This is a genomic window from Nonomuraea sp. NPDC059007 (genome assembly GCF_042740555.1).
GTDB lineage: Bacteria > Actinomycetota > Actinomycetes > Streptosporangiales > Streptosporangiaceae > Nonomuraea.
In genome coordinates, this window is the sequence record NZ_JBHYJD010000011.1 from 24,902 (window position 1) to 51,743 (window position 26,842).

29 protein-coding genes are annotated in these 26,842 nt (G+C 69.4%); 9 read left to right on the forward strand and 20 right to left on the reverse strand.

Going from position 1 to position 26,842, the window contains the following annotated elements:
* Nucleotides 1–29 precede the first annotated feature (29 nt).
* The 7 genes from ACFWY5_RS19860 (at nt 30) to ACFWY5_RS19890 (ending at nt 6,764) form a co-directional block, all read left to right on the forward strand.
* Complete coding sequence (locus tag ACFWY5_RS19860; protein ID WP_379633493.1) at nt 30–851, forward strand: ABC transporter ATP-binding protein; 822 nt, start codon at nt 30–32, stop codon at nt 849–851.
* On the forward strand, nt 848–1,630 hold the full coding sequence (locus ACFWY5_RS19865; protein WP_379609119.1) for an ABC transporter permease: 783 nt from the start codon (nt 848–850) through the stop codon (nt 1,628–1,630). Before ACFWY5_RS19860 ends, ACFWY5_RS19865 begins: the two co-directional genes overlap by 4 nt.
* Nucleotides 1,588–2,772, forward strand: coding sequence for a sensor histidine kinase (locus tag ACFWY5_RS19870; RefSeq protein WP_379609118.1), 1,185 nt, complete (start codon nt 1,588–1,590; stop codon nt 2,770–2,772). The genes ACFWY5_RS19865 and ACFWY5_RS19870 overlap by 43 nt, the downstream gene beginning before the upstream one ends.
* Nucleotides 2,769–3,386, forward strand: coding sequence for a response regulator (locus ACFWY5_RS19875; RefSeq protein ID WP_379609117.1), 618 nt, complete (start codon nt 2,769–2,771; stop codon nt 3,384–3,386). Before ACFWY5_RS19870 ends, ACFWY5_RS19875 begins: the two co-directional genes overlap by 4 nt.
* Nucleotides 3,387–3,416: 30 nt before the next feature.
* Nucleotides 3,417–4,889 carry an aldehyde dehydrogenase family protein gene (locus ACFWY5_RS19880; protein WP_379633495.1) on the forward strand — a complete coding sequence of 491 codons (1,473 nt, stop codon included), beginning with the start codon at nt 3,417–3,419 and terminating at the stop codon, nt 4,887–4,889.
* 144 nt (nt 4,890–5,033) lie between these two features.
* A complete protein-coding gene (locus ACFWY5_RS19885; RefSeq protein ID WP_379609115.1) occupies nt 5,034–5,576 on the forward strand; it encodes a TetR/AcrR family transcriptional regulator in 543 nt (180 codons plus the stop codon).
* A gap of 264 nt (nt 5,577–5,840) precedes the next feature.
* The gene (locus ACFWY5_RS19890; protein ID WP_379633497.1) at nt 5,841–6,764 is read left to right on the forward strand and encodes a hypothetical protein; all 924 of its coding nucleotides are present in this window, start codon (nt 5,841–5,843) and stop codon (nt 6,762–6,764) included.
* A gap of 34 nt (nt 6,765–6,798) precedes the next feature.
* On the opposite strand, the gene ACFWY5_RS19895 is transcribed toward ACFWY5_RS19890, so the two are convergent.
* The 4 genes from ACFWY5_RS19895 to ACFWY5_RS19910 form a co-directional block, all read right to left on the reverse strand.
* Nucleotides 6,799–7,116: an STAS domain-containing protein gene (locus ACFWY5_RS19895; RefSeq protein ID WP_379609113.1), complete on the reverse strand. Its 318-nt coding sequence runs from the start codon at nt 7,114–7,116 to the stop codon at nt 6,799–6,801.
* Between the two features lie 89 nt (nt 7,117–7,205).
* Complete coding sequence (locus tag ACFWY5_RS19900) at nt 7,206–8,363, reverse strand: sensor histidine kinase (RefSeq protein ID WP_379609112.1); 1,158 nt, start codon at nt 8,361–8,363, stop codon at nt 7,206–7,208.
* Nucleotides 8,364–9,473, reverse strand: a complete 1,110-nt coding sequence (locus ACFWY5_RS19905) for an ABC transporter permease (protein WP_379633500.1) — start codon at nt 9,471–9,473, stop codon at nt 8,364–8,366.
* Nucleotides 9,470–10,345 carry an ABC transporter ATP-binding protein gene (locus tag ACFWY5_RS19910; protein ID WP_379609110.1) on the reverse strand — a complete coding sequence of 292 codons (876 nt, stop codon included), beginning with the start codon at nt 10,343–10,345 and terminating at the stop codon, nt 9,470–9,472. Before ACFWY5_RS19910 ends, ACFWY5_RS19905 begins: the two co-directional genes overlap by 4 nt.
* Before the next feature lie 206 nt (nt 10,346–10,551).
* Between ACFWY5_RS19910 and ACFWY5_RS19915 the strand changes: the two genes are divergently transcribed.
* Nucleotides 10,552–12,399: a hypothetical protein gene (locus tag ACFWY5_RS19915; protein ID WP_379633502.1), complete on the forward strand. Its 1,848-nt coding sequence runs from the start codon at nt 10,552–10,554 to the stop codon at nt 12,397–12,399.
* A gap of 12 nt (nt 12,400–12,411) precedes the next feature.
* A complete protein-coding gene (locus ACFWY5_RS19920) occupies nt 12,412–13,002 on the forward strand; it encodes a cob(I)yrinic acid a,c-diamide adenosyltransferase (protein ID WP_379609108.1) in 591 nt (196 codons plus the stop codon).
* Here the strand turns inward: ACFWY5_RS19920 and ACFWY5_RS19925 are convergent.
* The 16 genes from ACFWY5_RS19925 to ACFWY5_RS20000 form a co-directional block, all read right to left on the reverse strand.
* Complete coding sequence (locus ACFWY5_RS19925) at nt 12,999–13,373, reverse strand: DUF2550 domain-containing protein (protein WP_184965940.1); 375 nt, start codon at nt 13,371–13,373, stop codon at nt 12,999–13,001. The two genes, ACFWY5_RS19920 and ACFWY5_RS19925, sit on opposite strands and share 4 nt — an antisense overlap.
* A 16-nt stretch (nt 13,374–13,389) precedes the next feature.
* Complete coding sequence (locus tag ACFWY5_RS19930) at nt 13,390–13,791, reverse strand: F0F1 ATP synthase subunit epsilon (protein ID WP_184965942.1); 402 nt, start codon at nt 13,789–13,791, stop codon at nt 13,390–13,392.
* A gap of 66 nt (nt 13,792–13,857) precedes the next feature.
* Nucleotides 13,858–15,291, reverse strand: a complete 1,434-nt coding sequence (gene atpD / locus ACFWY5_RS19935) for a F0F1 ATP synthase subunit beta (protein WP_379609106.1) — start codon at nt 15,289–15,291, stop codon at nt 13,858–13,860.
* Between the two features lies 1 nt (nt 15,292).
* A complete protein-coding gene (locus ACFWY5_RS19940) occupies nt 15,293–16,195 on the reverse strand; it encodes a F0F1 ATP synthase subunit gamma (protein ID WP_379633504.1) in 903 nt (300 codons plus the stop codon).
* Between the two features lie 3 nt (nt 16,196–16,198).
* Entirely contained in the window at nt 16,199–17,848 is a 1,650-nt protein-coding gene (gene atpA, locus ACFWY5_RS19945; protein WP_379609104.1) for a F0F1 ATP synthase subunit alpha, read from the reverse strand.
* A gap of 24 nt (nt 17,849–17,872) precedes the next feature.
* The gene (locus ACFWY5_RS19950; RefSeq protein ID WP_379633506.1) at nt 17,873–18,682 is read right to left on the reverse strand and encodes a F0F1 ATP synthase subunit delta; all 810 of its coding nucleotides are present in this window, start codon (nt 18,680–18,682) and stop codon (nt 17,873–17,875) included.
* 37 nt (nt 18,683–18,719) lie between these two features.
* The gene (locus ACFWY5_RS19955) at nt 18,720–19,265 is read right to left on the reverse strand and encodes a F0F1 ATP synthase subunit B (RefSeq protein ID WP_379609102.1); all 546 of its coding nucleotides are present in this window, start codon (nt 19,263–19,265) and stop codon (nt 18,720–18,722) included.
* A gap of 33 nt (nt 19,266–19,298) precedes the next feature.
* Nucleotides 19,299–19,529: an ATP synthase F0 subunit C gene (gene atpE, locus ACFWY5_RS19960; protein ID WP_101784104.1), complete on the reverse strand. Its 231-nt coding sequence runs from the start codon at nt 19,527–19,529 to the stop codon at nt 19,299–19,301.
* A 72-nt stretch (nt 19,530–19,601) separates the two neighbouring features.
* Nucleotides 19,602–20,402, reverse strand: coding sequence for a F0F1 ATP synthase subunit A (atpB, locus tag ACFWY5_RS19965; RefSeq protein WP_379609101.1), 801 nt, complete (start codon nt 20,400–20,402; stop codon nt 19,602–19,604).
* A 67-nt stretch (nt 20,403–20,469) separates the two neighbouring features.
* Nucleotides 20,470–20,688, reverse strand: a complete 219-nt coding sequence (locus ACFWY5_RS19970) for an AtpZ/AtpI family protein (protein WP_379609100.1) — start codon at nt 20,686–20,688, stop codon at nt 20,470–20,472.
* Between the two features lie 64 nt (nt 20,689–20,752).
* On the reverse strand, nt 20,753–21,175 hold the full coding sequence (locus tag ACFWY5_RS19975) for a hypothetical protein (RefSeq protein ID WP_184965958.1): 423 nt from the start codon (nt 21,173–21,175) through the stop codon (nt 20,753–20,755).
* A gap of 131 nt (nt 21,176–21,306) precedes the next feature.
* On the reverse strand, nt 21,307–22,476 hold the full coding sequence (locus ACFWY5_RS19980; protein WP_379609099.1) for an MraY family glycosyltransferase: 1,170 nt from the start codon (nt 22,474–22,476) through the stop codon (nt 21,307–21,309).
* 151 nt (nt 22,477–22,627) lie between these two features.
* Nucleotides 22,628–23,884 carry a serine hydroxymethyltransferase gene (gene glyA, locus ACFWY5_RS19985; RefSeq protein WP_379633508.1) on the reverse strand — a complete coding sequence of 419 codons (1,257 nt, stop codon included), beginning with the start codon at nt 23,882–23,884 and terminating at the stop codon, nt 22,628–22,630.
* 67 nt (nt 23,885–23,951) lie between these two features.
* The gene (locus ACFWY5_RS19990; protein ID WP_379609097.1) at nt 23,952–24,326 is read right to left on the reverse strand and encodes a hypothetical protein; all 375 of its coding nucleotides are present in this window, start codon (nt 24,324–24,326) and stop codon (nt 23,952–23,954) included.
* A complete protein-coding gene (locus tag ACFWY5_RS19995; protein WP_379633510.1) occupies nt 24,326–26,080 on the reverse strand; it encodes a hypothetical protein in 1,755 nt (584 codons plus the stop codon). Before ACFWY5_RS19995 ends, ACFWY5_RS19990 begins: the two co-directional genes overlap by 1 nt.
* Nucleotides 26,081–26,160: 80 nt before the next feature.
* Nucleotides 26,161–26,808 (reverse strand): L-threonylcarbamoyladenylate synthase, encoded by a 648-nt coding sequence (locus ACFWY5_RS20000; RefSeq protein WP_379609095.1) that lies wholly within the window; start codon nt 26,806–26,808, stop codon nt 26,161–26,163.
* Between the last annotated feature and the right edge of the window lie 34 nt (nt 26,809–26,842).

The following is a 26,842-nucleotide window of genomic DNA, read 5'->3' on the forward strand; positions in this document are numbered from 1 at the left end:
GGTCCGGCCATATCCGGACCCTTGACTCCATGGAGACCGCAGTGCACGTCCGCGGACTCGCCAAGCGCTACGGCGCGTTGGAGGCGGTCCGCGGCATCGATCTGGACATCCACCGGGGCGAGACCTTCGCCCTTCTCGGCCCCAACGGCGCGGGCAAGTCGACCACGATAGAAGTCCTCGAAGGGCTCAGGAAGCGCGACGGCGGCGAGGTCAGCGTGCTGGGCGCCGACCCGCACCGGCCGACCCGCGCCTGGCGGGCCCGTGTGGGCATCGTCCCCCAGACGGCGGGCGACGTGGCCGAGGTCTCGGTACGCGAGGTCGTCACCCACTTCGCCCGCTTCTATCCGGACCCGGCCAACCCCGACGAGGTCATCGACCGGGTGGGGCTGGCCGAGAAGGCGAAGGCGCGCGTGGCCAAGCTCTCCGGCGGCCAGCGCCGCCGCCTCGACGTGGCACTGGGCCTGATCGGCAACCCGGAGCTGCTCTTCCTGGACGAGCCGACCACCGGCTTCGACCCGGAGGCCCGCCGCCGCTTCTGGGAGCTGATCAGGAACCTGGAGGACACCACGATCCTGCTCACCACGCACTACCTCGACGAGGCCGAGGAACTGGCCGACCGGGTGGCGGTGATCGCGGGCGGGCGGATCGTGGCCGAGGGCGCGCCGCGTACCCTCGGCGGGCGCGCGAGCGACGAGGCCACGGTCACGTGGGCAGACGGCGAGAAGCGCACGGCGACGCCGACCAAAACGGTCGCCGAGCTCATGAGCCGCTACGACGGCGAGATCCCCGAACTGCGCGTCACCCGGCCCACTCTGGAGGACGTCTACCTCCGCCTGCTGGAGGAGTCATGATCGCGCTGTCGAGAGCCGCCTTCGAGCTCAAGATCTTCTTCCGCGCCCGCGACCAGGTCGTCTTCACCTTCGCCTTCCCGATCGTGCTGCTGGTGCTGTTCAGCGCGATCTTCGCCGGGACCTTGGAAGGAACGCACGTCACGGTCTCGCAGCTCTACGCGGCCGCACTGATCAGCGCGGGCATTTTCAGCGTCAGCTTCCAGAACCTCGCCATCAGCATCGCGGTCGAGCGTGAGGAGGGCGGGCTCAAGCGGCTGGCGGGCACGCCGATGCCGAAGAGCTCGTACTTCGCCGGGAAGGTGCTGAGCGTCCTGGTCATCGCGGCCATCGAGGTGGCGCTGCTGCTGGCCGTGGCGGTGTTCCTGTACGACCTGGAGCTGCCCGCCGACCTGGTCGGCTGGCTGACCTTCTCCTGGGTGCTGGTCCTGGGGCTGGCGGCCGGCGGCCTGCTGGGGATCGCGGCCAGCAGCCTGCCCAGCTCGGCCAAGTCCGCGGCGGCGGTGATCACGCTTCCGTTCGTGGTGCTGCAGTTCATCTCCGGGATCTACATCCCCTTCACCGAGCTGCCGCCGTGGCTCATCGACGTCGCCTCGGTCTTCCCGCTGCGGTGGGTGGCCCAGGGATTCCGCTCGGTGTTCATCGGCGACGGCGGGGTGGCGCTGGAGCTGGCCAGGTCGTATGAATTGGGCAAGGTCGCCCTGGTGCTGGGCGCGTGGACGGTCGGAGGCCTGGCGCTGTGCCTGATGACGTTCCGGTGGAAGAGCCGCCGCGACGGCTGAGCTCCGCGGGCCCCAACGTCTGGGAGAGCCTGCGCGGCTGGGAGTTGCTGCTCGTCGTCACCACGCTGATCCCGGTGGTGTTCGCGCTGGCCGGCGACTTCTCGGTCAGGGAGAAGGCGATCGTGGCCGGCTGCCTGCTGGCCACGATCCCGCTCTACGTGTTCGTCGGCCGGCCGGGCATCCTCGCGGAGGACCGGCGCAGGAGCGTGCTCTACGTGGCGCTGCTGGTCGTGCTGTTCACCCCGGCCGCGCTGACGATCCCCGCGATCTCGTTCTCGCTGTTCGGGCTCTGCTCCATGTGCTACCTGGCGCTGCCCGCCAAAGAGGCGACGATCGCCAGCATCGTGTTGTGGACGGGCCCGGCGATCACGGTGGCCGACCGGGAGGATCCGCTGGGCTCGGCCTTCAACCTGATCGTGGTCATGACGGTCGTTGTGTTCTTCTCCTGGACCATGGGGCTGTGGATCGAGCGGATCACCAAGCAGAGCAAGGAGCGAGCGGCGCTGATCGAGGAACTTGAGGCGAGCAGGGCCGAGGTGGCCAGGCTCTCGGCCGAGCGCGGGGCGCAGGCCGAGCGCGAGCGGCTGGCCGGGGAGATCCACGACACGCTGGCCCAGGGGTTCACCAGCATCATCATGCTCGTGCGGGCGGCGCAGCGGCAGCCGGATCCGGCCCGGCATCTGGCGCTGGCCGTACGGACGGCGCAGGAGAACCTGGCCGAGGCGCGCGCGTTCCTGTCGGCGCTCGCGCCCGCGCCGCTCGACGACGCCTCGCTCGTCGAGGCGTTACGGCGGATCACCGAGCGGATGGGCGACGAGATCGGGATCGGCGCGCGCTTCGAGGCGTGCGGCGCGGCGCGGCCGCTGGCCACCCGCACCGACGTGGTGCTCATCCGCGCGCTGCAGGAAGGGCTGGCCAACGTGCGCAAGCACGCCGCCGCGCGGGACGTGCGCGTGGCTCTGGAGTACGGCGAGCGGCAGGTACGCCTGAGCGTGGCCGACGACGGAAGAGGATTCCGGGAGGAGAGCGTCGGCTTCGGCCTGCGTACCATGCGCGGCAGGGTCGAGCAGGCGGGCGGCACGCTGACGCTCACCAGCACGCCGGGCGCGGGGACGACGCTGACCGTGGAGGTGCCGGCGTGATCAAGCTCCTGATCGTGGACGACCATCCGGTGGTCAGGGAGGGCCTGCGCGGCATGCTGGACGGCGACCCCGGCCTCGACGTGGTCGGCGCCGCCTCCTCCGGCGACGAGGCGGTCGTGCGGGCCCGTGAGATGGCCCCCGACGTGGTGCTCATGGACCTGCGCATGCCCGGCGGCGACGGCGTGAGCGCGACCGGCCGCATCCTGGCGGACCGCCCGGGGGTCCGGGTGATCGTGCTGACGACGTACGAGAGTGACCAGGACATCGTGCGCGCGGTCGAGGCCGGCGCGGCGGGCTACCTGCTGAAGGACACCAGCGCCGAGGACCTGGTGGCGGCCGTTTACGCGGCGGCCAGGGGCGAGACTGTGCTGTCGCCGTCGGTGGCGACCAAGCTGGTGACGCGGATGCGCGGCCCGGTGCAGCAGGCGCTGACGCCGCGTGAGGCGGAGGTGCTGGCGCTGGTGGCGCGCGGGCTGACCAACGCCGAGGTGGGCCGCCGGTTGTTCATCAGCGAGACCACGGTGAAGACGCACCTGCTGCGGATCTTCGGCAAGCTCGGCGTCTCCGACCGTACGGCGGCGGTCACGACGGCCATGGAGCGCGGTCTGTTGTAAGCGTTGATTTACCGGCTTATCGTGGCGGCCATGACGACGCTGACGTTCGACTCCCTGAACCCCGCGACCGGCACGGTCGTGGGCAGCCATCCCAAGCAGGGCCAGGAGGCGGTCCACGCCGCCGTCGGCCGCGCGGAGGAGGCGGCCGCCTGGTGGGCGGGCCTGGGCGCGGCCGAACGGCGCCGCCGGCTGCTCGACTACAAGGCCGTCATCACGCAGAACCTCAGGCAGCTGGCCACGCTCGTCCACGAGGAGACCGGCAAGCCGGTGGGCGACGCCACGCTGGAGATCGTGCTGGCGATCACCCACATCGACTGGGCGGCGCGCAACGCGGCCAAGGTGCTCGGCCGCCGCCGGGTCTCCCCCGGCATGGTCGGCCTGAACCTGGCCGCCACGCTGGAGTACCTGCCGCTGGGCGTCGTCGGCGTGATCGGCCCGTGGAACTACCCGGTCTTCACGCCGATGGGCTCGATCGCGTACGCGCTCGCGGCCGGCAACGCGGTCGTCTTCAAACCCAGTGAACTCACCCCCGGCGTCGGGGTACGGCTGGCCGAACTGTTCGCCGAGTCGGTACCCGAGCACCCGGTCCTGCAGACGGTGACCGGCCTGGGCGAGACCGGCGCGGCCCTGGCGGGCGACCCGAGGGTCAAGAAGATCGCCTTCACCGGCTCGACCGCCACCGCCAAGCGGGTCATGGCGGCCTGCGCGCAGAACCTCACGCCGATCGTGGCCGAGTGCGGCGGCAAGGACGCCTTCATCGTGGACGCCGACGCCGACCTGAAGGCGGCGGCCGACGCGTGCCTCTGGGGCGCGCTGTCCAACGCCGGCCAGACCTGCGTGGGCGTGGAGCGGGTCTACGTGGTGGACGCGGTGTACGAGCCGTTCATGCGGGAGCTGGCCGAGCGGGCGAGCACGGTCAAGGCGGGCAAGGACTACGGTCCGATCACCATGCCGGGTCAGATGGACATCATCCGCCGGCACATCGACGAAGCCACCAAGTCCGGAAAAGTCGTGACTGGTGGCCTGGAGTCGGTCCGCGCGCCGTTCGTAGACCCCGTCATCGTCGAGGACGTGCCCGAGGACTCCCCCGCCGTGCGCGAGGAGACCTTCGGCCCGACCATCACCGTGCGCCGCACCCGTGACGCGCGGGAGGCGCTGGAGCTCGCCAACGCCTCGGCGTACGGGCTGGCCGGAACGATCTTCTCGAAGAACACCCGGCGGGCCATGGAACTGGCCAGGCTGATGCGCAGCGGAATGACCGCGATCAACTCAGTCATCTCCTTCGCGGGCGTTCCCGCGCTACCCTTCGGTGGGGTCGGTGACTCGGGGTTCGGCCGCATCCACGGCGCCGACGGACTGCGCGAGTTCGCCAGGCCCAAAGCCATCTCACGGCAGCGCTTCGCGATGCCCGGGATGAACCTTACGTCCTTCTCCCGGGGCGCCGACGAGCTTGAGCGGCTGATCAGGCTTGTCACGTTCTTGCACGGACGACGTAAGAGGTGATCTGCGCGCTCTTTCCGAATACAGATCATCCGTCCATAATTATGTGCTCTGGGGGCCACGATCATGTTGGACGGGTGGAATGTGAACCGGTCTTACCGGGGAATGTCGGCTGAGCAAAGGCTGGCAGACAGACGCGAGCGGCTGATGACAGCTGCGTACACGCTCTACGCTAAGCCGGGCTTCTCGGCTACAACGATCGAAAGGCTGTGTTCTGAGGCGCGGATCTCCAACCGGGCGTTCTACGAATGTTTCGGCGGGCGCGAGGAACTCCTTCAGGCGCTCCACGAACGCTGCGTCGAGGAAAGCCTCGCCGTCGTCGCCAAAGCGTTGCAGGATGCGCCTCAGACGCTCGACGGGAGAATCGGCGCGGGAGTGCGCGCCTATATGGAATTCGCCACGGCCGACTGGCGCCGTGCCCGCATCATGCACCTGGAGGTGCGCAGGTCGGGAGATGTGCTGGCGGCATCCCGGCAGCGCGCCGTGGCCTCCTTCGCCAGGCTCGTGGAGGAGGCCTCCGCCGAATTCCCGCAGGCGGCGAAGATCGATCGGCATCTGCTGGCGCTCGGCGTGATTGGAGCGCTGCAAGAACTTCTCATCGAATGGATCCTCGCCGAGGAGCCGAAGGAACTCGAAGAGCTGGTCCAAGTCGCTGTTCACATCTGTGGACGGGCACTCGGTGCGTCGTGAGCATTTGATGACAGACCGTGATTCCATGGCGGAGTGCGCCGGGGGATAATCACGCCGCTAATCGGCATCTGCGTAGCTTTGGGAACGGCGGCGTGCGGCAACGTCACGGCACAACCATTGCCCGGCAGGCTCGGTTTGTCCGCACCCGTCAGCCCTCGGCCCAGCGAAACAAGTACACGAAAGTCGCCCTCCCCCGGAGGGCGGAGTTCGTGGTGCGCGGAGAACAGCTGCCGCCTGCGCCGGGGAGAACGCCCGCCCCAGTTCGTGGTGATCTCCTTCGACGGGGCGGGAGTGGACGGCCAGGACTGGTTCCCGGTCTTCCGCAGGGCCGCCGAGCGCCACCAGGCCAAGCTGACGTTCTTCCTGTCGGGCGTCTACCTGCTGCCCGCCGACCGGCGCGAGCTGTACCGGCCGCCCGGACGCCCGCGCGGCAGCTCCGACATCGGCTTCCAGCGCCCCTCCAGGATCGCCGGCCAGGCGGCCGAGCTCACCGCCGCCTGGAACTCGGGCCACGAGATCGGCACACACTTCAACGGCCACTTCTGCGGCCCGACCGGCGTCTCCTCGTGGTCGGCCGCCGACTGGCGCAGCGAGATCGACCAGTTCTACGGCCTCGTCGAGAACTGGCGGCGCAACTCCGGCCGCACCGACCTGCCCGAGCTGCCCTTCCGCATCCGCGAGGCGGTGTCCGGCGGCCGCACGCCCTGCCTGCAGGGCGACCGCGAGGCGATGTTCACCGCCTTCAAGAAGTACGGCTGGCGCTACGACGCCTCAGGCACCGGCGAGGTCCGCTGGCCGCGCAGGCGCTCGGGGCTGTGGCAGTTCCCGCTGCCCAGCATCCCGCTGCCCGGCAGCACGACGCGCGTGCTCGGCATGGACTACAACTTCTTCACCGTGCACAGCGGCGCCCGCAGCGGCGAACGGCACAACTGGCGGCGCTGGCAGCGCCAGACCACCGAGGCCTACGTCGGCGCGGTGCGGCGCTCATTCCGCGGGGATCGCGCCCCGGTCTTCATCGGCAACCACTTCGAGACGTGGAACGGCGGCATCTACATGCGGGCGCTGATCACGCTCATGGAGGAGGTCTGCACGCGTAACGCCGTCAGATGCGTCTCCTTCGAGCAGCTTGCCGGCTGGCTGGACGCCCAGACCCCCGCGACGCTGGCCCGGCTCCGGGCCCAGACGTAGAAACCGAAACGTAGAAGCCGAGACGTAGAACCCGTCAGGCCACCGCGGCGGCGGGCACCTCCACGTGCAGGACCCTGTTCAGCCGGGTCACCGCGAGCACCCGCATGATCCGGGGCGGCACCCGGCGCAGGACCAGGCGGCGTTCCGCGGCGAGCGCGCGCCGATGCGTGCCCACGAGCACCCCGAGGCCGGTGGCGTCGATCATCTCCAGCTTGGAGAGATCCAGGACGAGATCGCCCGTGCCCGAGTCCACCGCGTCGTGCAGCCGCTGGCGCAGCCCCGCCGAGGTCCCGGCGTCCAGCCGGGAGCCGATCCGCACCACCTGGGCCCCAGGCTTACCCCGGACGCGCATGCCACCTCCTCAACCCACGCTCCGCGATGATCGTCACGCAACGTCGCTTTACCCTGCCACAACGGCACTAGTAACAAAGAACTACCCGCTTAGCGAGGCACTACCGCTTTCAGCGTGAATTCCCCATCACCATTCGGCAACGCCGTCAGCTTCCCGCCCACGGCGGCCAGCCGCTCGTTCAGGCCGCTCAGCCCGCTGCCGAGGTCGAGGGCGCGCCTGCGGGCCACGCCGTCGTTGCGGACCTCCAGCGTCGCGTCGTCGCCGGTGAAGCGCAGGGTGATGGCGCAGAATCCGGCCGTGGAGTGCTTGAGCACGTTGGTCACCGCCTCGCGCACCACGTACGCGAAGACCCGGGCCACCTCCGTCGGCACCTCCCGGTAGGGCAGGTTCAGCTCGCACCGCACGCCGGCCGCCTCCAGCACGCTCTTGACGCTCAGCAGTTCCGCGGGCAGATCCAGCTCCCGGTAGCCGCGCACCGCCTCACGCAGCTCGCGCAGCGCCTTCCTGGTCAGGTCGCGGACCTCGGTCATCTCCGCCTTGGCCGCTTCCACGTCGGCGTCGGCCAGCCGTACGGCCAGCTCCGACTTGACCGCGAGCGCGGAGAGCTGATGCCCGACGAGGTCGTGCAGGTCGCGGGCGAAGCGCAACCGCTCCTCGGCGACCGCGAGCTGCGACTGGGCCTCCTTGGCCTCGTGCGCCCTCGCGGCGAGCAGCCAGATCCACACCCACAACCGGTTGGACAGCGGGGCCATCATGCAGATGAGCAGGTAGGTGACGGCGGCCACCGTGATCCCGGCCGCCACCGGGGTGTCCTCGGACACGAAGACCGCCCGCCCGGCCACCGTCCAGAAGGCCGCCAGCGCGGTGACGGCCAGCCAACTGCCGAGCATCAGCAGGAACATGGTCCGCCGCCGGACCCCCACCACCGCCACCGACAGCCACGCCATCGGGACGAAGCCCCAGCCGGCCACGTCGGCGCCGCTGATCGCGCAGGCGGCGAAGGCCAGGACGCCGGCGGCCACGACGTCCCTGACCGGGTAGCGACGCTCGAAGACGGCGTCGCTGACGCGCAAATAGAGCCAGCTGAAGGCGACCGCCATGAGCAGCGCGGGCCCGACCTGCCACAGATCCGCCCGCCCGGTAGCCAGCGTGGCGACGGAGTTGAGCAGGATGACCAGCCACATGGCGCCGAGTGTCGAGTTCAGCACCAGGCGGGTCATGCGGCGGGCCCGCGTCAGCTCATCCATCTACTTCGCGCGCAGCACGTCGCCGAGCTTGACCTTGGCCCCGGTACGCAGCACCGCCCGCTCGTAGACCTTGGCGCCGACGGACAGCATGCCGAGCACCGCGCCCACCATCAGCACGGCCGCCAGGGAGACCTCCCACAGGGGCACCTCGGCGGCGGCCAGGCGCACCGGCATGACGATCGAGGAGAAGGGCGGGATGATCGAGACGATCTGCGCCAGCGTGCCGGTCGGCTGGTTGGCGGCGAAGAAGCCCACGAGGTAGGTGACCATGATGAGCATGGTCATCGGGGTCAGCGTGTTGCCGACCTCCTCCTGCCGGGAGACCAGGGAGGCCAGGGAGGCGGCCAGCGTGGCGTAGAAGGCGTACCCCAGGATGAACCACACCAGCACCCAGGTCACGATCATCGGCATCCCGGGCGGGAAGTCCATGGCCAGACCCGAGGCGAACGCGGCCACGAGACCCGCGGCCAGTGTCACGGCCAGGTTGATGACGCCGATCACACCCAGGCCGACGATCTTGCCGCCGAGCAGCTGCCAGGGCCGCAACGAGGCGAACAGGATCTCCACGATCCTGCTGCCCTTCTCCTCGACCACGCCCATGGCCACCATCATGGCCTGCCCGATGACCAGCATGAACAACACGATGACCAGCACGGTCGCGATGCCCGCGCGGGCGGCCTGGTAGCGGGTGTCGGCGCCCACCGACTCCATGGCCAGCGGCGGGATGTTCACCCCGGCCGCGCCGAGCCGCGCCTCGCGGTTGACGCTCTGGAGCAGGATGCCGAGCTCGGTCTCGATCTCACCGTCGGTCAGCACCTTCGTGCCGTCCACGAGCACCGCCTCGACGTCGCCGTCGAGCAGCGCCTTCTTGGCGGCCCCGGCGTCGGCGTACTTGCGCCACTCGAACTCGATGTCGGGGGCCGCCGCCTTGAGCGGTAGCTGCTGGGAGTTGACCGTGCCCAGCGTGTAGGAGTCGGGGCCGCCCATGAGCTTGGGGGCGAAGGCGAGGCCGGCCATGATGACCACGGTGACGATCAGGCCGATGATGAAGGCCTTGGTGCGCAGCTGTGTCGAGATCTCCCGACGCGCCACCAGGAGCAGGGAGTTCATGCCACGGCCTCCTTGAAGATCTCGGTGAGGGTGGGGTGCTCGACCCCGAAGTGCTCGACGTGTCCGGCCTTGATGGCGCGGTGCAGGATCTCCTGGTCCTCGCCGGACTCGATGAGCAGCACGTTCCGGTCGCCGGTGACCGTGAGCCGCCCCGGCAGGCCGTCGGCCCAGCCGGGCTGGGCGTCGCGCACGACGACGCGCAGCGTGCTGCTCTCGGCCGCGCGCAGCTCCTCGACGGTGCCGCTGGCCACCATGCGCCCGGCGGAGACGATGCCGACCGCGTCGCACAGCCGCTCCACCAGCTCAAGCTGGTGGCTGGAGAAGATCACCGGCACGCCGCCCCTGCACCGCTCCTGCAGCACTCCGGCCAGCGCGTCGACCGCGATCGGGTCCAGGCCGGAGAACGGCTCGTCGAGCACGAGCACCTCGGGGTCGTGCACCAGGGCCACGGCCAGCTGCACGCGCTGCTGGTTGCCCAGGGAGAGCGCCTCGACGGCGTCCGCGCGCCGCTCGGTGAGCGAGAGCCGCTCCAGCAGCTCGTCGGTGGCCTGGCGGGCCTTCGGCTGGCTCAGCCCGTGCAGGCGGCCGAAGTACTCGACCTGCTCGCCGACCCGCATCTTCTGGTAGAGCCCGCGTTCCTCGGGCATGTACCCGAAGTTCCGCCGGTCGGCGGCGCCGAGCGGACGGCCCTGCCAGACGACCTCGCCGGCGTCGGGCCTGAGCACCCCCATGACGATCCGCATGGTGGTCGTCTTCCCGGCGCCGTTGGCGCCGACGAACCCGAACATCTCGCCGGGCCGTACGGCGAAGGCCACCCCGTCCAGGGCGACCTTCTCCGCGTACCGCTTGCGCAGATCCCTTATCTCCAGCATGCGTCCATGGTGCTGGCTGGGCGGTTCATCCAGGTAGTCGTGGAAATCACTGGCTGGAAATGCAAGGTGCGTGCGCTTCGGATGACATTTGTCATCCCGGTGCGCCGCCATGTGGACGCCCTTTGTCGGGAGCCCCCCGGCTGTGGCAGTCTCCGCAGTTGGACGCGCCAGAACGACACCGACCAACCCCTGCCGAGGCCAGCCACATGACCGCCAGTTTCCACCCGGACGGCTCCCCGCTCCGGTTCACCCACCCCGACCTGCCCGGCCACCCCTTCCTCCTGCAAGAGGGCGCCGACCGCTGGCACACGCCAGCCCACCGATGGGGCAGCGGCTTCGCGATCACCTCGCGGGGCTCGGGCCGCTGGAACGCCGCCTCCGGCACCCACGAGCCCGTCCCCGGCCTCACGCTGACGATCGCCAGAACCACCGGCGAGACCGCCCTCACCGAGACCTACACCTGGCTCAACACCGGCGACTCCCCGCTCACGCTCGGCTCGCTGGCCGTCTCCCTGCCGATCAGGGACGTCTACGACGACGCCGAGGACGCGCTCACCCGCGCCTGCCACGCCCACGTCTGGACCGGCGGCGCCTGGTCCTGGGTGCTGGCCCAGCCGATGAGCGGCGAGGGCCCGGTTCTGGGCACGATCGTGCGCGAGGGCGCGCTGTGGGCCTACTCGGTCGAGTCCAGGAACATCGGCTCCGGCTCCAACGTCCGCGGCCACATCCTGCTCCACGTCACCGACCACGCCAGGAACCCCCAGGCGTTCGGCGGGCAGCCCGAGATCGTGCTGGAGCCCGGCCGGGCGTACGTGCTGCGGCTGGAGACGGGCTTCCACGACACCGTCGAGGCGTTCCTGGCCGCGACCCGCCCGCCGGTGGCCATCGACCGGCTGGTCGCCGAGACGGGGCGGACGCTGCGCGTGGGCGATCGGGAGATCACCTCGCACGAGCACGGGGCGCTGCACGTCGAGCTGCCGGGCGGCAGCCGTACCGCGGTGTTGTTCCACCTGCCACGGCGCGAGCTGGTCGAGCGGCGGGTCGCCCGCGTCCTGGCCGACCACCGGCCCCTGCACCTCGACGCGCCGGAACGCCACGCCTTCGTCCCCTACGACAACGCCACCGGCCTCACCCAGCCCACCAACGGCTGGGGCGACTGGACCGACGGCGCCGAGCGGCTGGCCATGCCCACGCTGCTCCAACAGGCCAGGCTGCGCGGCTGGGGCGACGCGGCGGCGATCGACGAGGCGCTGCACGGCTGGTCGGCCTTCGCCCGCGCCTGGCTGGTGGAGGAGGACGGCACCGTCCGCCGCGGCAGCCACTTCCCCGAGCGCGAGCCGCGCCTGTACAACTTCCCCTGGCTGGCCCACTTCTTCGCCGACCAGTTCAAACTGTACGGCGAGGCCGCCGACCTCGACCTGGCCGCCCGCATCGTCGAACGCGCCTACACCCTGGGCGCCATCGACCACCTGCTGCTCGGCTTCCCCGAGGTGATCCTCCAGGTGGCCGGTCAGCTCGACGAGAACGACCAGCCCGCACGGGCCGCAGGACTGCGCGACTCCCTGGCCAAGCACGCCGCCCACTTCGCCCGCCTCGGCCACGCCCTGCCCAGCCACGAGGTCAACTACGAGCAGTCGATGGTGGCGCCGCTGGTGTCCCTGCTGGCCGCCGACGGCGACCACCCCGAGGCGCTGGAGCGGGCGCTGCGCTGGCTACGCGCCTTCGGCGGCCCCCAGCCCCACGTACGGCTGCGCGACATCGGCATCCGGCACTGGGACGGCTTCTGGTTCGGCCGCGACCGGCTCTACGGCGACGTCTTCCCGCACTACTGGAGCGTGCTGACCGCGGTGGCCCTGTCCCAGGTGGGCGAGAAGGAGAGGGCCGAGGCCATCTTCCGCGCCAACCTCGTCAACTACACCGCCGACGCCTCGGCCACCTGCGCGTTCGTGATGCCGAGCTGTGTGGAGGGGCTGCCAGCGCACCGGCCCGACCCGCTCGCCAACGACCAGGACTGGGCGCTCACGCTGTGGCTCCGCAGTACCCATGAAGAGTGAGATCCTGGGTCCATGACCCGAGCAGACAAGGACAAACCCGTCGTCCTCTCCAAGATCTACACCCGCACCGGGGACGACGGGACGACCGCGCTCGCCGACATGAGCCGCGCCCCCAAGACCGACCCCCGCCTGGCCGCCTACGCCGACGCGGAGGAGGCCAACGCGGCGATCGGCCTGGCCCTGTCGTTCGGCACGCTGGCGCCGGAGATCGCGCAGGTGCTGGGCCGTGTCCAGAACGAGCTCTTCGACCTGGGCGCCGACCTGGCGACGCCGGTGGTGGCCGAACCGGAGTTCCCGCCGCTGCGGGTCGAGGCGTCCTACGTCGAGTGGCTGGAGGAGCGGTGCGACGCCTTCAACGCCCAGCTCAAACCGCTGCGCAGCTTCATCCTGCCCGGCGGCGACCCCGCCACCGCCCAGCTCCACGTGGCCCGCGTGACGGTCCGCAGGGCCGAACGCACGGCCTGGGCCGCCCTGGAGACGCACGACGACATCAACCCGCTGACCGCCAAGTACCTGAACCGGCTGTCGGACCTGCTGTTCATCCTGTGCAGGATCGCCCACGACGGCTCCGAGATCCTCTGGAAGCCGGGCGGCACCCGCTAGGCGACGTCGAGGTAGGCGCTGGGCGGAGCCGACTCCAGCCACGCCAGGAAGCCCGTCAGGGCGTCCGCGCTCATCGCCAGCGACACCGGGCCGCAGTCGATGGCGTACAGGTCGTCGTCGAGCGGGCGGCGGTCGGAAACGACGAGGCCGCGCCTCGCGATCGCGTGGCGCGGCCTCAGTCGCACTCCGATGAGCGGGATCCAGTGGAGCTCCCCGTCGGCGTAGCGGGCTACCCCGCTGCGCCAGGAGCCGGACCCCTGCCGCAGCCGGCAGGGCACACTCCCGCGCGTGCGCGCGAGCACCAGCCCGCGCAACACGATCAGGGCGGCGAACAGCAGCACACCGATCAATACCGTCAGCGCTGCCGCCATCGCCGCCCCCAAATGATCAGACGTCCTCGCCGGCCGCCTTCAGCCGAGCCCGCGCACGCTTGGCCTCGACTGCCGCGTCGGCATCCTCCTGGTTGCTCTCGATCGAGGCCTGAGCCCGCTCAAGAGCGTCGCGCGCAGCCGCGACGTCGACCTCGGAACCGAGCTCGGCCACCTCGGCGAGCACGGAGACCTCGTCGTCGGCCACGGAGATGAAACCCCCGTGGACCGCGGCGACCAGATCGCCCTCGCCCTCCCGCTTCACGCGCAGCACGCCGCCCTCGACGAGGACGCCGAGAACGGGTGCGTGTTGCGGCATAATACCGATCTCGCCGTCCACGGTCTTGGCAATCACCATGTCGGCCTCGCCCGACCAGATCTCACGCTCTGGCGAGACAACCCCTACGCGTAGCTTGGCCACGTTAGGTTCCCTTCCGGTCTCAAGATGCCGGTATCAGCGCTTGCTGACACCGGCATCGTCGGGCGATCAGCGCTCGAGTTCCTTGGCCTTCGCCACGGCCTGCTCGATGCCGCCGACCATGAAGAACGCCTGCTCGGGCAGGTGGTCGTACTCACCGGCGCACAGCCCCTTGAAGGAGGCGATGGTCTCGTCCAGCGGCACGTTCTCACCCGGCTGACCGGTGAACGCCTCGGCGGCGTACATCGGGTGCGACAGGAAACGCTCGATGCGGCGGGCCCGGTTGACCGTGACCTTGTCCTCTTCGGACAGCTCGTCGATACCGAGGATCGCGATGATGTCCTGCAGCTCCTTGTACTTCTGCAGGATGCGCTTCGTCTCCTGGGCCACCGCGTAGTGCTCGGCGCCGACGATCTGCGGGTCGAGGATGCGGGAGCTGGAGTCGAGCGGGTCCACCGCGGGGTAGATGCCCTTCTCCGAGATCGGCCGCGACAGAACGGTCTGCGCGTCGAGGTGCGCGAACGCGTTGTGCGGAGCCGGGTCGGTGATGTCGTCCGCGGGCACGTAGATCGCCTGCATGGAGGTGATCGAGTGACCACGCGTCGAGGTGATGCGCTCCTGGAGCACACCCATCTCGTCGGCCAGCGTGGGCTGGTAACCCACGGCGGACGGCATGCGGCCGAGCAGGGTGGAGACCTCGGAACCGGCCTGCGTGAAGCGGAAGATGTTGTCGATGAACAGAAGCACGTCCTGCTTCTGCACGTCGCGGAAGTACTCCGCCATCGTCAGCGCCGACAGGGCCACGCGCAGACGGGTGCCCGGGGGCTCGTCCATCTGGCCGAAGACGAGCGCGGTGTCCTTGAGGACGTCCGCCTCCTCCATCTCCAGCCAGAGGTCGTTGCCCTCACGGGTACGCTCGCCGACGCCCGCGAAGCAGGACGTACCACCGAAGTTACGCGCGACTCGGCGGATCATCTCCTGGATCAGAACGGTCTTGCCGACACCGGCGCCACCGAACAGACCGATCTTGCCGCCCTGCACGTACGGGGTCAGCAGGTCGATGACCTTGATGCCGGTGACCAGCATCTCGGTACGCGACTCAAGCTGGTCGAACGCCGGGCTGGGGCGGTGGATGCCCCACTTCTCGGTGACCTTCAGGGAGGAGGTCGGCACGTCGAGGGACTCGCCGAGCGCGTTCCACACGTGACCCTTGACGACGTCGCCGACGGGCACCGAGATCGGCTCGCCGGAGTCGGTGACGGCGGAGCCGCGCACCAGGCCGTCGGTGGGCTGCATGGAGATGGCGCGGACCAGGTTGTCACCCAGGTGCTGGGCGACCTCCAGGGTCAGCTTCTTCGTCTCGCCGCCGAGCGTGACCTCGACGTTCAGCGCGTTGTAGATGTCGGGCATCGCCTCGACGGGGAACTCCACGTCGACGACGGGACCGTTGACACGAGCCACACGGCCCGTGCCGGTCGTGGTCTCAACAGCCTCTGCAGTCATTTCACTCTTTCCCCGCTGCGGCGTCGGCCAGCGCGTTGGCGCCACCGACGATCTCGCTGATTTCCTGGGTGATCTCGGCCTGGCGAGCCTGGTTCATCTGCTGGGTCAGAACCCGCATCAGCTCGTTGGCGTTGTCCGTCGCGGACTTCATCGCGCGCCGGCGCGCGGCCTCCTCGGAGGCCGCCGACTGCAGCAGCGCGGTGAAGATACGGGACTCGACGTAGCGCGGCAGCAACGATTCCAGCACGTCGCCCGCGGTGGGCTCGAACTCGAAGTACGGCGGGATCGTGTCCGTCGCCGTGGCCTCGGTCTCCTCGATCTCAAGCGGCAGGATGCGCTTGACCACCACGTTCTGGGTGAGCATCGAGACGAACTCGGTCGAGACGATGTGGATCTCGTCGATCCCGTTGTCGTCCTTGAACGAGTCGATCAGCTCGCCCGCGATGGTCTTGGCGTCGGCGTAGGAGGGCTTCCTGGAGAAGCCGACCCACTGACCGCCCATCGAACGCGCGCGGAAGGAGTGCCAGGTGACACCCTTGCGGCCGGTCACGAACGGGATGACTTCGAGCCCGCGGCCCGCCAGCAGCCCGCGCAGGGCCTCGGCCTCGCGCAGGACGTTGGCGTTGAAGCCGCCACAGAACCCGCTGTCGCTGGTGACGATGAGGACGCCCGCCTTGGCGGGGTTCTCCTTCGCCACCGTCAGGGGATGGTCGACGCTCGCCGCGTTGCTGACGACGCCCGTGACGGCGCGAGTGATCTCACGCTCGTACGGCAGCGCCGCGTGCATCCGCTGCTGCGCCCGCACGATCCGTGAGGAGGCGATGAGCTCCTGGGCGCGCGTGATCTTGGCGGTCGAGGTGACCGACTTGATCCGCCGCCGCAGCAGCCTTAGCTGGGCACCCATGGCCTACTTCTTCTCCGCCGGCCGGACGACCTTCTTGATCTTCTCCTGGCCGACCTCGTCCGCGTCCAGCGGCGCGACCGGCTCGTCCTTGATCAGAAGCTCACCCGAGGAGGTGGTGAAGCCCTTCTTGAACTCCGTCACGCTGTCCTTGAGCGCGGTGACGGTGTCGTCCGACAGCTCGCGGGTCTCCCGGATGCTGTCGAAGATGCCCTTGTGCGCGCTCTGGATGTAGTCGAGGAACTCCGACTCGAAGCGGCGGATGTCCTCGACCGGGACCTCGTCGAGCTCACCGGTGGTGCCGGCCCACACCGACACGACCTCGCGCTCCAGCGAGAACGGGCTGTACTGGGGCTGCTTGAGCAGCTCGACCAGGCGCAGACCACGCTCGAGCTGAGCCTTGGAGGCGGCGTCGAGGTCGGAGGCGAACGCGGCGAACGCCTCCAGGTCGCGGTACTGCGACAGGGCCAGACGGAGCGTACCGGCGACCTTGCGCATCGCCTTGGCCTGCGCGGAACCACCGACTCGGGAGACGGAGATACCGACGTTGATGGCAGGGCGGACACCGGCGTTGAACAGGTCGGTCTCGAGGAAGACCTGGCCGTCGGTGATGGAGATGACGTTGGTCGGGATGAACGCCGAGACGTCGTTGCCCTTGGTCTCGATGATCGGCAGACCGGTCATCGAGCCGCCGCCCATGTCGTCGGAGAGCTTGGCGCAGCGCTCCAGCAGGCGGGAGTGGAGGTAGAAGACGTCGCCGGGGAAGGCCTCACGGCCCGGCGGGCGGCGCAGCAGGAGGGAGACCGCGCGGTAGGCGTCAGCCTGCTTGGTCAGGTCGTCGAAGACGATCAGGACGTGCTTGCCCTGGTACATCCAGTGCTGGCCGATGGCCGAACCGGTGTAGGGGGCGAGGTACTTGTAGCCTGCGGCGTCGGACGCGGGAGCGGCCACGATGGTCGTGTACTCCAGCGCGCCCGCCTCCTCCAGGCGAGCCCTGACCTGCGCGATCGTCGAGCCCTTCTGGCCGACCGCGACGTAGACGCAGCGCACCTGCTTCTTCGGGTCGCCCGAGAGCCAGTTGTCGCGCTGGTTGAGGATGGTGTCCACGGCGATCGCGGTCTTGCCCGTGCCACGGTCGCCGATGATCAGCTGACGCTGGCCACGGCCGATCGCGGTCATGGCGTCGATCGCCTTGATGCCGGTGGCGAGGGACTCCTTCACCGGCTGGCGCTGGACGACACTGGGCGCCTGGAGCTCAAGGGCGCGCAGGCCCTCGGACTCGATGTGGCCCTTGCCGTCGAGCGGGTTGCCCAGGGGGTCGACCACGCGGCCGAGGAAGTTGTCGCCGACGGGCACGGACAGGACCTCGCCCGTCCGGCGGACCGTCTGGCCTTCTTCGATCTTGCTGAAGTCGCCCAGGATAACGACACCGATCTCGCGGGTGTCGAGGTTCAGTGCCAGACCGCGCGTGCCGTCCTCGAACTCGAGCAGTTCGTTCGCCATCGCCGAGGGAAGGCCGGAGACGTGGGCGATGCCGTCGCCACAGTCGACGACGGTCCCGATCTCCTCGCGCGCGGCGCCTTCCGGTTCGTACGCCTGGACGAAGCGCTCAAGCGCGTCCCGGATCTCGTCCGGCCGGATCGTAAGCTCCGCCATCTCTACTCTGTCTCCCTATTCGCCTTAGCCGGCCAGCCGGCGGCGGACTTCTTCGATTCGTCCCACAATGGTGGTGTCGATGATCTCGTCGCCGATGCGGACCGAGAATCCACCGAGCACACGCGGATCCACCTCGACGTTCAGGTGCACGTCGCGGCCGTAGGAGCCGCGCAGCCACGCCGTCAGGCGCTGCTTCTGCTCCTCACTGAGCGCGACGGCGCTGCGCACCACCGCGACGAGGCGCTGACGCTGCTGAGCGACCAGCTGCCCGTACTCCTCGAGGCCACCCTCCAGATTACGTCCTCGCGGGTGCGCGGCCAGCTGTGTGACCAGACGCAGCGTGGACGGTGCGACCTTGCCGCCGAGCAGGTCCCGCAGCAGTTGCTGCTTGCCTTCGGCGGGCGCGGCCGCGTCGGTGAGAGCGAGGCGCAGTTCGGGGTTGGCGGCGACGATGCGGCCGAAGCGGAAGAGCTCGTCCTCCACGTCGTCCAGCTTGCCCTGCCCCTCGGCCTCGGCGGCGGCGGCGACCACGCCGAGCCGCTCCAGCACGTCGGTCAGGTCCCCGGCCCGCGACCACCTGGCCGCGACCGCGGCCTCGACGGTGCCGAGGGTCGCGTCGCCGACCTTGCCCTGGAGCAGGCCGCGGAGGGTCTCCGCCTTCTGCCCCGCGGGCCTGGCCGGGTCGGACAGGGCGCGGCGCAGACCGTGCTCGCGGTCGAGCAGATCGGTGACCGCGAACAGCTCGTCGGAGAGCGCGCCGAGGTCGGCGCTGCCGGCCGCGGCGTTGAAGCGCTCCTCGACCTCAGCCAGCGAGGTCCTGCTCAGACCCCTCATGTGTCGCTCCGCTCAGTGCGTCGGGTTCGCTCCGGCATCAGCGCACCGCCGCGGAGTTCTCGAGCTCGTCGAGGAACCGGTCGACGGTACGGCGCTGCCGGACCTCGTCCTCGAGGGACTCGCCGACGATGCGTCCGGCCAGGTCGGTCGACAGGCGGCCGATCTCGTTGCGGAGCGAGGCGAACGCCGCCTGGCGGTCGGCCTCGATCTGGGCGTGCGCCGCCTCGACGAGACGACGGGCCTCGGCCTGCGCCTCCTCGCGGAGCTCGGCCTTGATCTGCGCGGCCTGCTCACGAGCTTCCTCGCGCAGACGAGCCGCCTCATGCCGGGCCTCGGCCAGCTGGTCGCGGTACTGCTGCTGCAGCGCCTGCGCCTCGGCCTGGGCCTCTTCAGCCCTCTTGATGCCGCCCTCGATGGCGTCGGTCCGCTCGGCCAGAGTCTTCTGGACACGCGGGACGAGCACCTTGATGAGGAAGAAGGCGACAACGGCGAACGCGAAGATACCGACGACGAGCTCGTACGTGTGCGGCAGGAGGGGGTTGTACCCCTCCTCCGCAGCGAGGAGCGTAGCTGCCTTAGTCATGGGTGCAGCCTTTCGTCAGGGTGGTCTACGTCTTTACAGGTTGGCGAAGATGAACGGCGCGACCAGACCGATCAGAGCCAGGGCCTCGGTGAGAACGAAGCCGAGGAGCATGTTCTGGCGGATCAGACCGTACGCCTCCGGCTGGCGGGCAATGGCCTGCACGCCCTGACCGAAGATGATGCCGACGCCGATGCCGGGGCCGATGGCGGCGAGACCGTAACCGATGGCGGTGACGTTGCCGGAGACCTCAGCGAGAACGCTCATTGCTGTTTTCCTTTACTGGACGGCCGGTGAAGCGGAGTCTCACCGGTCACGGACTGTTCCGGTATGTGGTTCTCAGTGCTCCGCGTGCAGCGAGCCGCCGATGTACATCGAGGCCAGCATCGCGAAGAGGAATGCCTGCAGGAACTGGATGAACATCTCGAAGCCGGTGAAGATGATGGTCATCACCACACCGAGCACGCCGATCGGGGCGCCCAGCGGGGTCAGCTTCTCGAACAGGAACCAGAAGCCCACCATGCTGAAGAAGGCCAGCAGCATGTGACCGGCGAACATGTTGGCGAACAGTCGCACCGCGTGCGTGAAAGGCGCGATGATCATGTTCGAGAGAAACTCGATCGGGGCCAGCAGGAAGTAGATCGGCTTGGGAAGTCCCGGGGGGAACATCATGTTCTTGAAGTAGCCGATGGCGCCCTGGTGCTTGACGCCGAGATACACCTTGAGGATGTAGATGGTGATCGCGAGCACCGCGGGGAAGGCGATGTGGGAGGCGACAGGGAACTGGACGAAGGGCACGACGCCCATCAGGTTCCAGACCAGCACCAGGAAGAACATGGTCAGGAGCAGGCCCATCCAGCGGTCGGCGTCCTTGCCCAGGAAGGGCCGGGCGACCTGGTCGCGCACGAACATGTAGCCGTACTCGGCGACGTTCTGGATGCCCCTGGGCACGATCTTCGGCTTCGCGAAGGCCGCCCAGCAGAAGCCGATCACGATGATCGAGCTGAGGATCGCGAGGAGAACCGGCTTGGTGAACCAGGCGACCCCGGGAATGATCGGGGCAAGGTCGAACAGTGACTCGGGCGTCGGCGCCCCGAACTCGCCAGGAGTGTCGGCGGCCAGGACCGTCAGCGCATTCACGCGGCGTCCCCTTCAACGTCGTAGTGGATCACAAGGGTTTCCTCAGCGAAGCGATCGCCAGGTGGGGTCAGCGACCGTACTTCCGGTAGACCAGGTAGACGGCGAGAGCGACCCCCACGACAATGCCTATGGGGAAGAGCGCGGACGTGCCGAACCAGCGGTCCAGCAACCAGCCCGCACCGCCGTAGATCGCCATCCCGGAGAGAAGGTAGCTGGGAATCGACCACGCGGCGTTGGCGAAGTCCTGGCCGTCGTCTTCGGGCCGGCGCTTCTTCTCTTCGCTCATCGCGCGCCCGACGATAGCAGGCAAGCAGAGGACTAGTCATATCGGACCCGCCCCTTTACCTTGCTCATGAGTCGCCCTGGCCCGGGACTTTGGCGTCGGGGTCCACGTACAGCATCTTCGTCTTCACGAAGGCCCTGACTTCTGCCGCGGTCCACACGATCGTGCAGATCACGACGCTCCAGGCGAAGGCCCTCGGGTTCCACACGGTGGTGTCACCGAACGTGGAGAGCATGACCATGATGACGACGACTTTGACGAGGTAGCTGACCATGGCGGCGGCGGCCATCATCTGCGGGGAGATTCTGGCGGCGTAGGAGACGACCACCACGCTGATGCTGAAGAAGACACCGACCAGCGCGAGCCCGACCAGGGCTCCGATGACTCCCTTACCCCCCGCGAGGAAGAAGGCCACGATGGCGGCAACGGCGCCCACGACCAGCGTGGGCAGCGCGGCGCTTTTGAGTACGCGCACGTCGTTGGCCTGCATCGGTGCTCCCGTAGCGAGTTATCAAGCGAGCGTTTGCTACCCCCAGAGCCGGTGCGTCCGGGGGGCCTTGCTCGTGAAAGATATCACAAGCTCATGGAAGACCGCTTTTACCTGCCGTTTCTAGTTCGCGATCATGAACCGCCGGGGAACGCCTGGACCGTGTTGCGCTCCTGGTTGGGGGACGGGCGGCGTACCTGCTGGGTGACCTCGTCGAACGGCTGGATGACGGGCATCGGGCCGGTCGGCGGGCCGTCGTCGTCATCGCCGGAGTCGCCACGCGGGGCGGCGTGCGCGCCGCCGCGGCCGCGGAACCGGGGCAGCGCCATCATGACCAGCACGCCGAGTGCGAGCAGAATCACAATCGGGAAGAGCAGGATCGGCACCCCGAACACCGACATCGTCACCAGGCCGAAGGCGAACAGGACCGTCCACGCGTACATGATCAGGACCGTGCGGCGCTGCGAGTGGCCGATGTCGAGCAGCCGGTGGTGCAGGTGACCCCGGTCGGGCGCGAACGGGGACAGGCCGTGGGACGTGCGTCTGACCACGGCGGTGATCAGGTCGGTCAGCGGCAGGACCAGCACGGCCACCGGCAGCAGCAGCGGCACCAGCGTGCCGAACTTGTTGATGCCCTCGAAGGAGAACGGGTCGAGCGGGGTCACCGTGATGAGCGAGCCGGCCAGCACCAGGCCCAGCAGCATCGCGCCGGTGTCGCCCATGAAGATCTTGGCCGGGTGGAAGTTGTGCGGCAGGAAGCCGAGGCACATGCCGATGAGGATCGCGGTGATGGCGGCCGTGGTGTTGATGCGGTTCTGCTCGATGGCCTGGTCGAGGAAGATGGAGTACATCCAGGTGGCCGCCGCGGCGATGCCGACGATGCCGGCCGCCAGGCCGTCGAGCCCGTCGACGAAGTTCACCGCGTTGATGGCCACGACCACGATCAGGATCGTCAGCACCGTGCTCAGGTTGTAGTCGAGCACGTACGCGCCGCCCCAGCTGTCCGGCAGCGGGATCGAGGTCAGGCGCATGTCGAAGAAGACCATGACGCCCGCCGCCGCGATCTGGCCGCCCAGCTTGATGAAGGGGTCCATCCCCCACCAGTCGTCCAGGAAGCCGGTCAGCGTGATCACGCCGCCCGCCACGATCAGCGCCAGTGTGGTCTGGTCCTGCGACAGGACGTAGCCGGTGCGGTTGAGGTTGCCCGCCACCAGCAGGCCCGCGACCAGGCCGAAGTACATGGCGAGACCGCCCAGGCGCGGGGTCGGCGTGGTGTGCACGTCGCGCTCGCGAACCTCGGGCATCGCTCCGATGCGAATGGCAAAGCGACGGACCAGCGGCACGAGAAGAAACGTCACCGCTGCCGCGACCAACGCCATGAAGAGGTATTCGCGCACGGGCACCAGTTTCCCGGATCCTCCGGCCTACTGTGACCGGAAAACGACACAGAACAGCTTATAATTCGCTGAGATAAGGCTGGTGTATGACCAGCAGCTCCGAAACCCGTCTCCGCACTTCAGCGACAGTGTCCGGATATCTCACCGCCTGCGCCACGAGTGTTGCCACTTCTTTCAGCTCCTCGGGTCCCATGCCCTGCGTGGTGACGCAAGGCGTGCCGACCCTGACTCCTGACGTGACGGCAGGTGGTTCGGGATCATACGGGATCACGTTGCGGTTCAGGGTGATCGCGGCCGCCGCGCACCGGCGTTCCGCTTCCGCCCCGGTGACGCCCAGCCCCCGCAGGTCGATCAGCGCCAGGTGGCTGTCGGTGCCGCCGGACACCGGGCGCATGCCCTCCTCCGCGAGCGTGTCGCTCAGCGCCCTCGCGTTGTCGACCACCCGCCTGGCGTAGTCGGCGAACTTCGGCCGCAGCGCCTCGCCGAACGCCACCGCCTTCGCCGCGACGGCGTGCATCAGCGGCCCGCCCTGCACGAACGGGAAGACCGCCCGGTCCACCCGCGCCGCGACCTCGCGCGTGCAGAGGATGCCGCCGCCGCGCGGGCCGCGCAGCGCCTTGTGCGTGGTGAAGGTGACCACGTCCGCGTACGGCACCGCGCTCGGGATCACACCCCCCGCCATCAGCCCGATCGTGTGCGCCACGTCGGCCAGGAGCCAGGCCCCGACCTCGTCGGCGATGTCGCGGAAGATCGAGAAGTTGACCAGGCGCGGATAGGCCGTCGCGCCGCAGACGATCACCTTCGGCCGGTGGCGCAGGGCCAGCGCCCTGACTTCGTCGTAGTCGATGAGTTCGGTGTCGCGCCGCACGCCGTACGCGATCACGTCGAACCATTTTCCGGAGAAGTTCACCTTCGAACCATGCGTGAGATGACCGCCGTGCGGCAGCGCCATGGCCAGCATCGTGTCGCCCGGCTGCAGCAGCGCCGCGTACGCGGCCAGGTTCGCCGAGGCCCCCGAGTGCGGCTGGACATTCGCGTGCTCGGCCCCGAACAACTCCTTGGCCCGCGAGATCGCCAGCCGCTCCGCCCGGTCCACGACCTCGCAGCCGCCGTAGTAGCGGCGTCCCGGATAGCCCTCCGCGTACTTGTTCGTGAGGGTCGAACCCAGGGCGGCGAGCACGGCGGGCGAGGTGAAGTTCTCGCTCGCGATCAACTGGATCCCGCCGCGCACCCGGTCGAGCTCGTCGAGCAACACCTGGGCGATCTCGGGATCCTGCTGCTGCAGCAGGCCGAAGTCTGGCCCGTAGTAGGGCATTTTCTCAATGTACGCCCGTTTCCCTCACCCGACGCAGGTCCCCCTGGCACCACGCGCCGGAACGCCGTCAGGAGAAGGCATGCGGCGCCCCGGCAGAACTCGGCACCCAGCGCGGCGTGTCCGCGGCCTCGTCGCTGATCGCGGTCAGCACCGCCTGCCGGTAGAGGCCCAGCCGGGTACGCCACTCCGCGAGATCCTCGACGTAGCGCGCCCCCACCGGGGCGTCCCACGTCTGCGGGCTCCTGGCGAGCTGGTAGGCCTTGTCCAGAGCGCTCGTCAGCGACTCCAGCAGCGGCATGACGGCCTGCCAGGCGGTCACCAGGCGCTGGTACTCGGGATTGAACTCCCAGGCCCTCGGCTGGCCGTCCAGGGCGCCGGAGGCGGTGGCGGGCGGGGTCTCGCCGGGCTGGCGGGGCTGGGGGGCGGGCGGGTCCACGTACATCAGCGACTCCTCTCGCCCGGCTCCACCGCACCCGGCGGGCCGTCGGGCCGAATGTCCTCAGGCACCCACTGCCCCGTGCCCCACTCCCCCTTGGGCACCTCCACACTCGGCATCTCCATCGGCTGGACGTCGCGCACGTTGTCCATGAGCGTCTTGAGCGCCGCCGGGTCGAGCGGCTCGGCGTCCACGGACACCACATCACTGCCGTCGTCGGCCCACTGCTGGGGTCCCGCGCTGCCCGCCGCCGGGCCGCTGCTCTCCGCTCCGGTACGGCCGTTCGCGGGAGTGCTGTACTCGGTCCCGGTACGGTCGCCGTTCCCTGCTCCGGTACGGTCACCCGCCTGACCACGGTCACCGGAGGTCTCCGGGGTGCCGGGATCGGACTTGGTGCCCGGTGCGGTGTCGTTTCCGCCGGTCTTCGCACAGTCGCCCTGCTCACCGGAGGCGTCCGAGGGCTGGTTGCCGGAGGTGTCGGAGGGCTGGTTGCCCACAGGCTGGGACGGCGTGGCCGGGTTGCCGTAGGCGTCGGAGGTCGCGGGCGGGTTGCCGACCGGTTGGGCGGGCGTGGCCGGGTTGCCGGAGGTTGCTGGTGGTGTGGCTGGGGTGCCTGAGGTGGTGGTTGGGTTGCCGTCGGGGTTCGGGGTCGTGGTGGTTGGGTTGCCGGGGTCGAGGGAGCCCGGCGGGCCGTCGGGTTTGATGTCCTGCGGCGCCCACTGGCCGTTGCCCCACTCTCCCTTGGGCACCTCCACCCCGGGCATGTCCATGGGCTGGACGTCCCTGACGTTCTCGATCAGCGCCCTCAGGGCGGCGGGGTCGATCGGCCTGGCGTCCGCGGAGACCACGTCGCTGCCGTCGTTCGCCCAGGTGCTGAGGCCACCGGCGTCGACCGTCTTCCCGCCGGGCTGGATCTGGCCCGGAGTGGTGTCGCCTTCGAGCGACGGGGTGTCCTGGGGCTGGATGTCGTCGATGTTCCTGATCAGCTCCTCCAGCTCCTCGGCTGTGGGCGGATCGAGCGGAACCTGGAGGACCTTCACCCCGTCCACCTCGACGACCTGCGGCTTGGTCGGGTCGAGGGGAGGCTCGGCGCCCCGGTCGCGCCTGCTGTCACGCTCGTCGTCCTTGAGCTCGTCGCCCTTGACCGGGTCGTCCTTCTTGTCGTTCTTGTTCTCGTCGGAGGCTGCGACGTCATCGCTCTTGCGATCCGGCTTGTCGTCACCCTTCGGATCCGGCTTGTCCTCGGTCTTGACGTCGGGCTTGTCGTCCGGCTTCACATCGGGCTTGTCATCCGTCTTGACGTCCGGCTTGTCGTCGGTCTTGACGTCCGGTTTGTCGTCGGTCTTGACGTCCGGCTTGTCGCCCGGCTTCGGATCGTCCGCCCTGGGGTTGTCGTAGCGCGAGCGGTCGTCCCCGCGCTCTTCCTTCGGCTCGTCCTCGGGACCGGCCGGCGTCTTGGCGCCGTCCTTGGGCTCGTCGTTCCCGCCCAGAACACGCACCGGGTCCTTGCCCGCGTCCGCACCCCGAGGCGCGTCCTCACGCTTCTCCAGCACCGTCAGCCGGGTGTTGACGTCCTTGGACATCGTGTCGATGGCCTCGGCGACCTGACCCGGCCGATGCATGGCCCGGGTGGCCAGCCCCGCCCCGCTCATCACCTGGGCGACCCGGCCCTCGATCGCGCGCAGTTCCCCCGCCGCCCGCTTCACCTCGGCCAGCAGGTCACGCACCAGCTTCGGGTCCATGCCGTCGAACTTGCCCATGGGCGAGCCACCTCCGGGCACCACGGTAGGCCGCCCGTGCCCCCTGTGACTCGCGTGATAAACAGCGGGTATCGCTGGGATCAGCCGTCGGTGGCGACGTATCCGACAATCCCCCGCAACTTCTCCACCGGGATCGCCCCTCCCCGCAGCAACCGCGGCACCGCGGTGGTCAGGTCGAGGATGGTCGAGGGCGTGTTGTCACTCGTCGGTCCGGCGTCCAGGTAGACGGCCACGGACTCGCCGAGCTGGTCCTCCGCCTCGTCCGCGGTGGTGGCGGCGGGCGAGCCCGAGCGGTTGGCGCTGGAGACGGCCATCGGGCCGGTCTCCTTCAGCAGGTCGAGGGCGATCGGGTGCAACGGCATGCGCAGCGCCACCGTGCCCTTCGTGTCGCCGAGGTCCCACGACAGCGCCCGGTTGGCCTTGCACACGATCGTCAGCGGACCGGGCCAGAAGGCGTCGATGAGGTCCTGGCCGTAGGGGCCGAGGTCCTCGACCAGGGCGTTGGCCGCGCGTACGGTGCCGACCAGCACGGGCGGCGGCATCTCGCGGCCGCGGCCCTTGGCCTCCAGCAGCGCGGTGACGGCGCTCTGGGTGAAGGCGTCGGCGCCGATGCCGTAGACGGTGTCGGTCGGCAGCACCACGAGTTCGCCCCTGCGCACGGCGTTGGCGGCCTCGGTCAGGCCTTCGGCCTTCTGGTCGGCGTCCGAGCAGTCAAATCGTCGTCCCACGGCGCTGTCGGCCTCTCTGCGTTCTGAATGGGCG

What these genes read in the sequence shown, in the direction of transcription:
- ACFWY5_RS19860 (WP_379633493.1), top strand. Translation starts at nt 30, where the DNA reads ATGGAGACCGCAGTGCACGTCCGCGGACTCGCCAAGCGCTACGGCGCG.
- ACFWY5_RS19865 (WP_379609119.1), top strand. Translation starts at nt 848, where the DNA reads ATGATCGCGCTGTCGAGAGCCGCCTTCGAGCTCAAGATCTTCTTCCGC.
- ACFWY5_RS19880 (WP_379633495.1), top strand. Translation starts at nt 3,417, where the DNA reads ATGACGACGCTGACGTTCGACTCCCTGAACCCCGCGACCGGCACGGTC.
- ACFWY5_RS19885 (WP_379609115.1), top strand. Translation starts at nt 5,034, where the DNA reads ATGACAGCTGCGTACACGCTCTACGCTAAGCCGGGCTTCTCGGCTACA.
- ACFWY5_RS19895 (WP_379609113.1), bottom strand. Translation starts at nt 7,116, where the DNA reads ATGCGCGTCCGGGGTAAGCCTGGGGCCCAGGTGGTGCGGATCGGCTCC.
- ACFWY5_RS19900 (WP_379609112.1), bottom strand. Translation starts at nt 8,363, where the DNA reads ATGGATGAGCTGACGCGGGCCCGCCGCATGACCCGCCTGGTGCTGAAC.
- ACFWY5_RS19905 (WP_379633500.1), bottom strand. Translation starts at nt 9,473, where the DNA reads ATGAACTCCCTGCTCCTGGTGGCGCGTCGGGAGATCTCGACACAGCTG.
- ACFWY5_RS19910 (WP_379609110.1), bottom strand. Translation starts at nt 10,345, where the DNA reads ATGCTGGAGATAAGGGATCTGCGCAAGCGGTACGCGGAGAAGGTCGCC.
- ACFWY5_RS19915 (WP_379633502.1), top strand. Translation starts at nt 10,552, where the DNA reads ATGACCGCCAGTTTCCACCCGGACGGCTCCCCGCTCCGGTTCACCCAC.
- ACFWY5_RS19920 (WP_379609108.1), top strand. Translation starts at nt 12,412, where the DNA reads ATGACCCGAGCAGACAAGGACAAACCCGTCGTCCTCTCCAAGATCTAC.
- ACFWY5_RS19925 (WP_184965940.1), bottom strand. Translation starts at nt 13,373, where the DNA reads ATGGCGGCAGCGCTGACGGTATTGATCGGTGTGCTGCTGTTCGCCGCC.
- atpD (WP_379609106.1), bottom strand. Translation starts at nt 15,291, where the DNA reads ATGACTGCAGAGGCTGTTGAGACCACGACCGGCACGGGCCGTGTGGCT.
- ACFWY5_RS19940 (WP_379633504.1), bottom strand. Translation starts at nt 16,195, where the DNA reads ATGGGTGCCCAGCTAAGGCTGCTGCGGCGGCGGATCAAGTCGGTCACC.
- atpA (WP_379609104.1), bottom strand. Translation starts at nt 17,848, where the DNA reads ATGGCGGAGCTTACGATCCGGCCGGACGAGATCCGGGACGCGCTTGAG.
- ACFWY5_RS19950 (WP_379633506.1), bottom strand. Translation starts at nt 18,682, where the DNA reads ATGAGGGGTCTGAGCAGGACCTCGCTGGCTGAGGTCGAGGAGCGCTTC.
- ACFWY5_RS19955 (WP_379609102.1), bottom strand. Translation starts at nt 19,265, where the DNA reads ATGACTAAGGCAGCTACGCTCCTCGCTGCGGAGGAGGGGTACAACCCC.
- atpE (WP_101784104.1), bottom strand. Translation starts at nt 19,529, where the DNA reads ATGAGCGTTCTCGCTGAGGTCTCCGGCAACGTCACCGCCATCGGTTAC.
- ACFWY5_RS19970 (WP_379609100.1), bottom strand. Translation starts at nt 20,688, where the DNA reads ATGAGCGAAGAGAAGAAGCGCCGGCCCGAAGACGACGGCCAGGACTTC.
- ACFWY5_RS19975 (WP_184965958.1), bottom strand. Translation starts at nt 21,175, where the DNA reads ATGCAGGCCAACGACGTGCGCGTACTCAAAAGCGCCGCGCTGCCCACG.
- ACFWY5_RS19980 (WP_379609099.1), bottom strand. Translation starts at nt 22,476, where the DNA reads ATGCCCGAGGTTCGCGAGCGCGACGTGCACACCACGCCGACCCCGCGC.
- glyA (WP_379633508.1), bottom strand. Translation starts at nt 23,884, where the DNA reads ATGCCCTACTACGGGCCAGACTTCGGCCTGCTGCAGCAGCAGGATCCC.
- ACFWY5_RS19990 (WP_379609097.1), bottom strand. Translation starts at nt 24,326, where the DNA reads ATGTACGTGGACCCGCCCGCCCCCCAGCCCCGCCAGCCCGGCGAGACC.
- ACFWY5_RS19995 (WP_379633510.1), bottom strand. Translation starts at nt 26,080, where the DNA reads ATGGGCAAGTTCGACGGCATGGACCCGAAGCTGGTGCGTGACCTGCTG.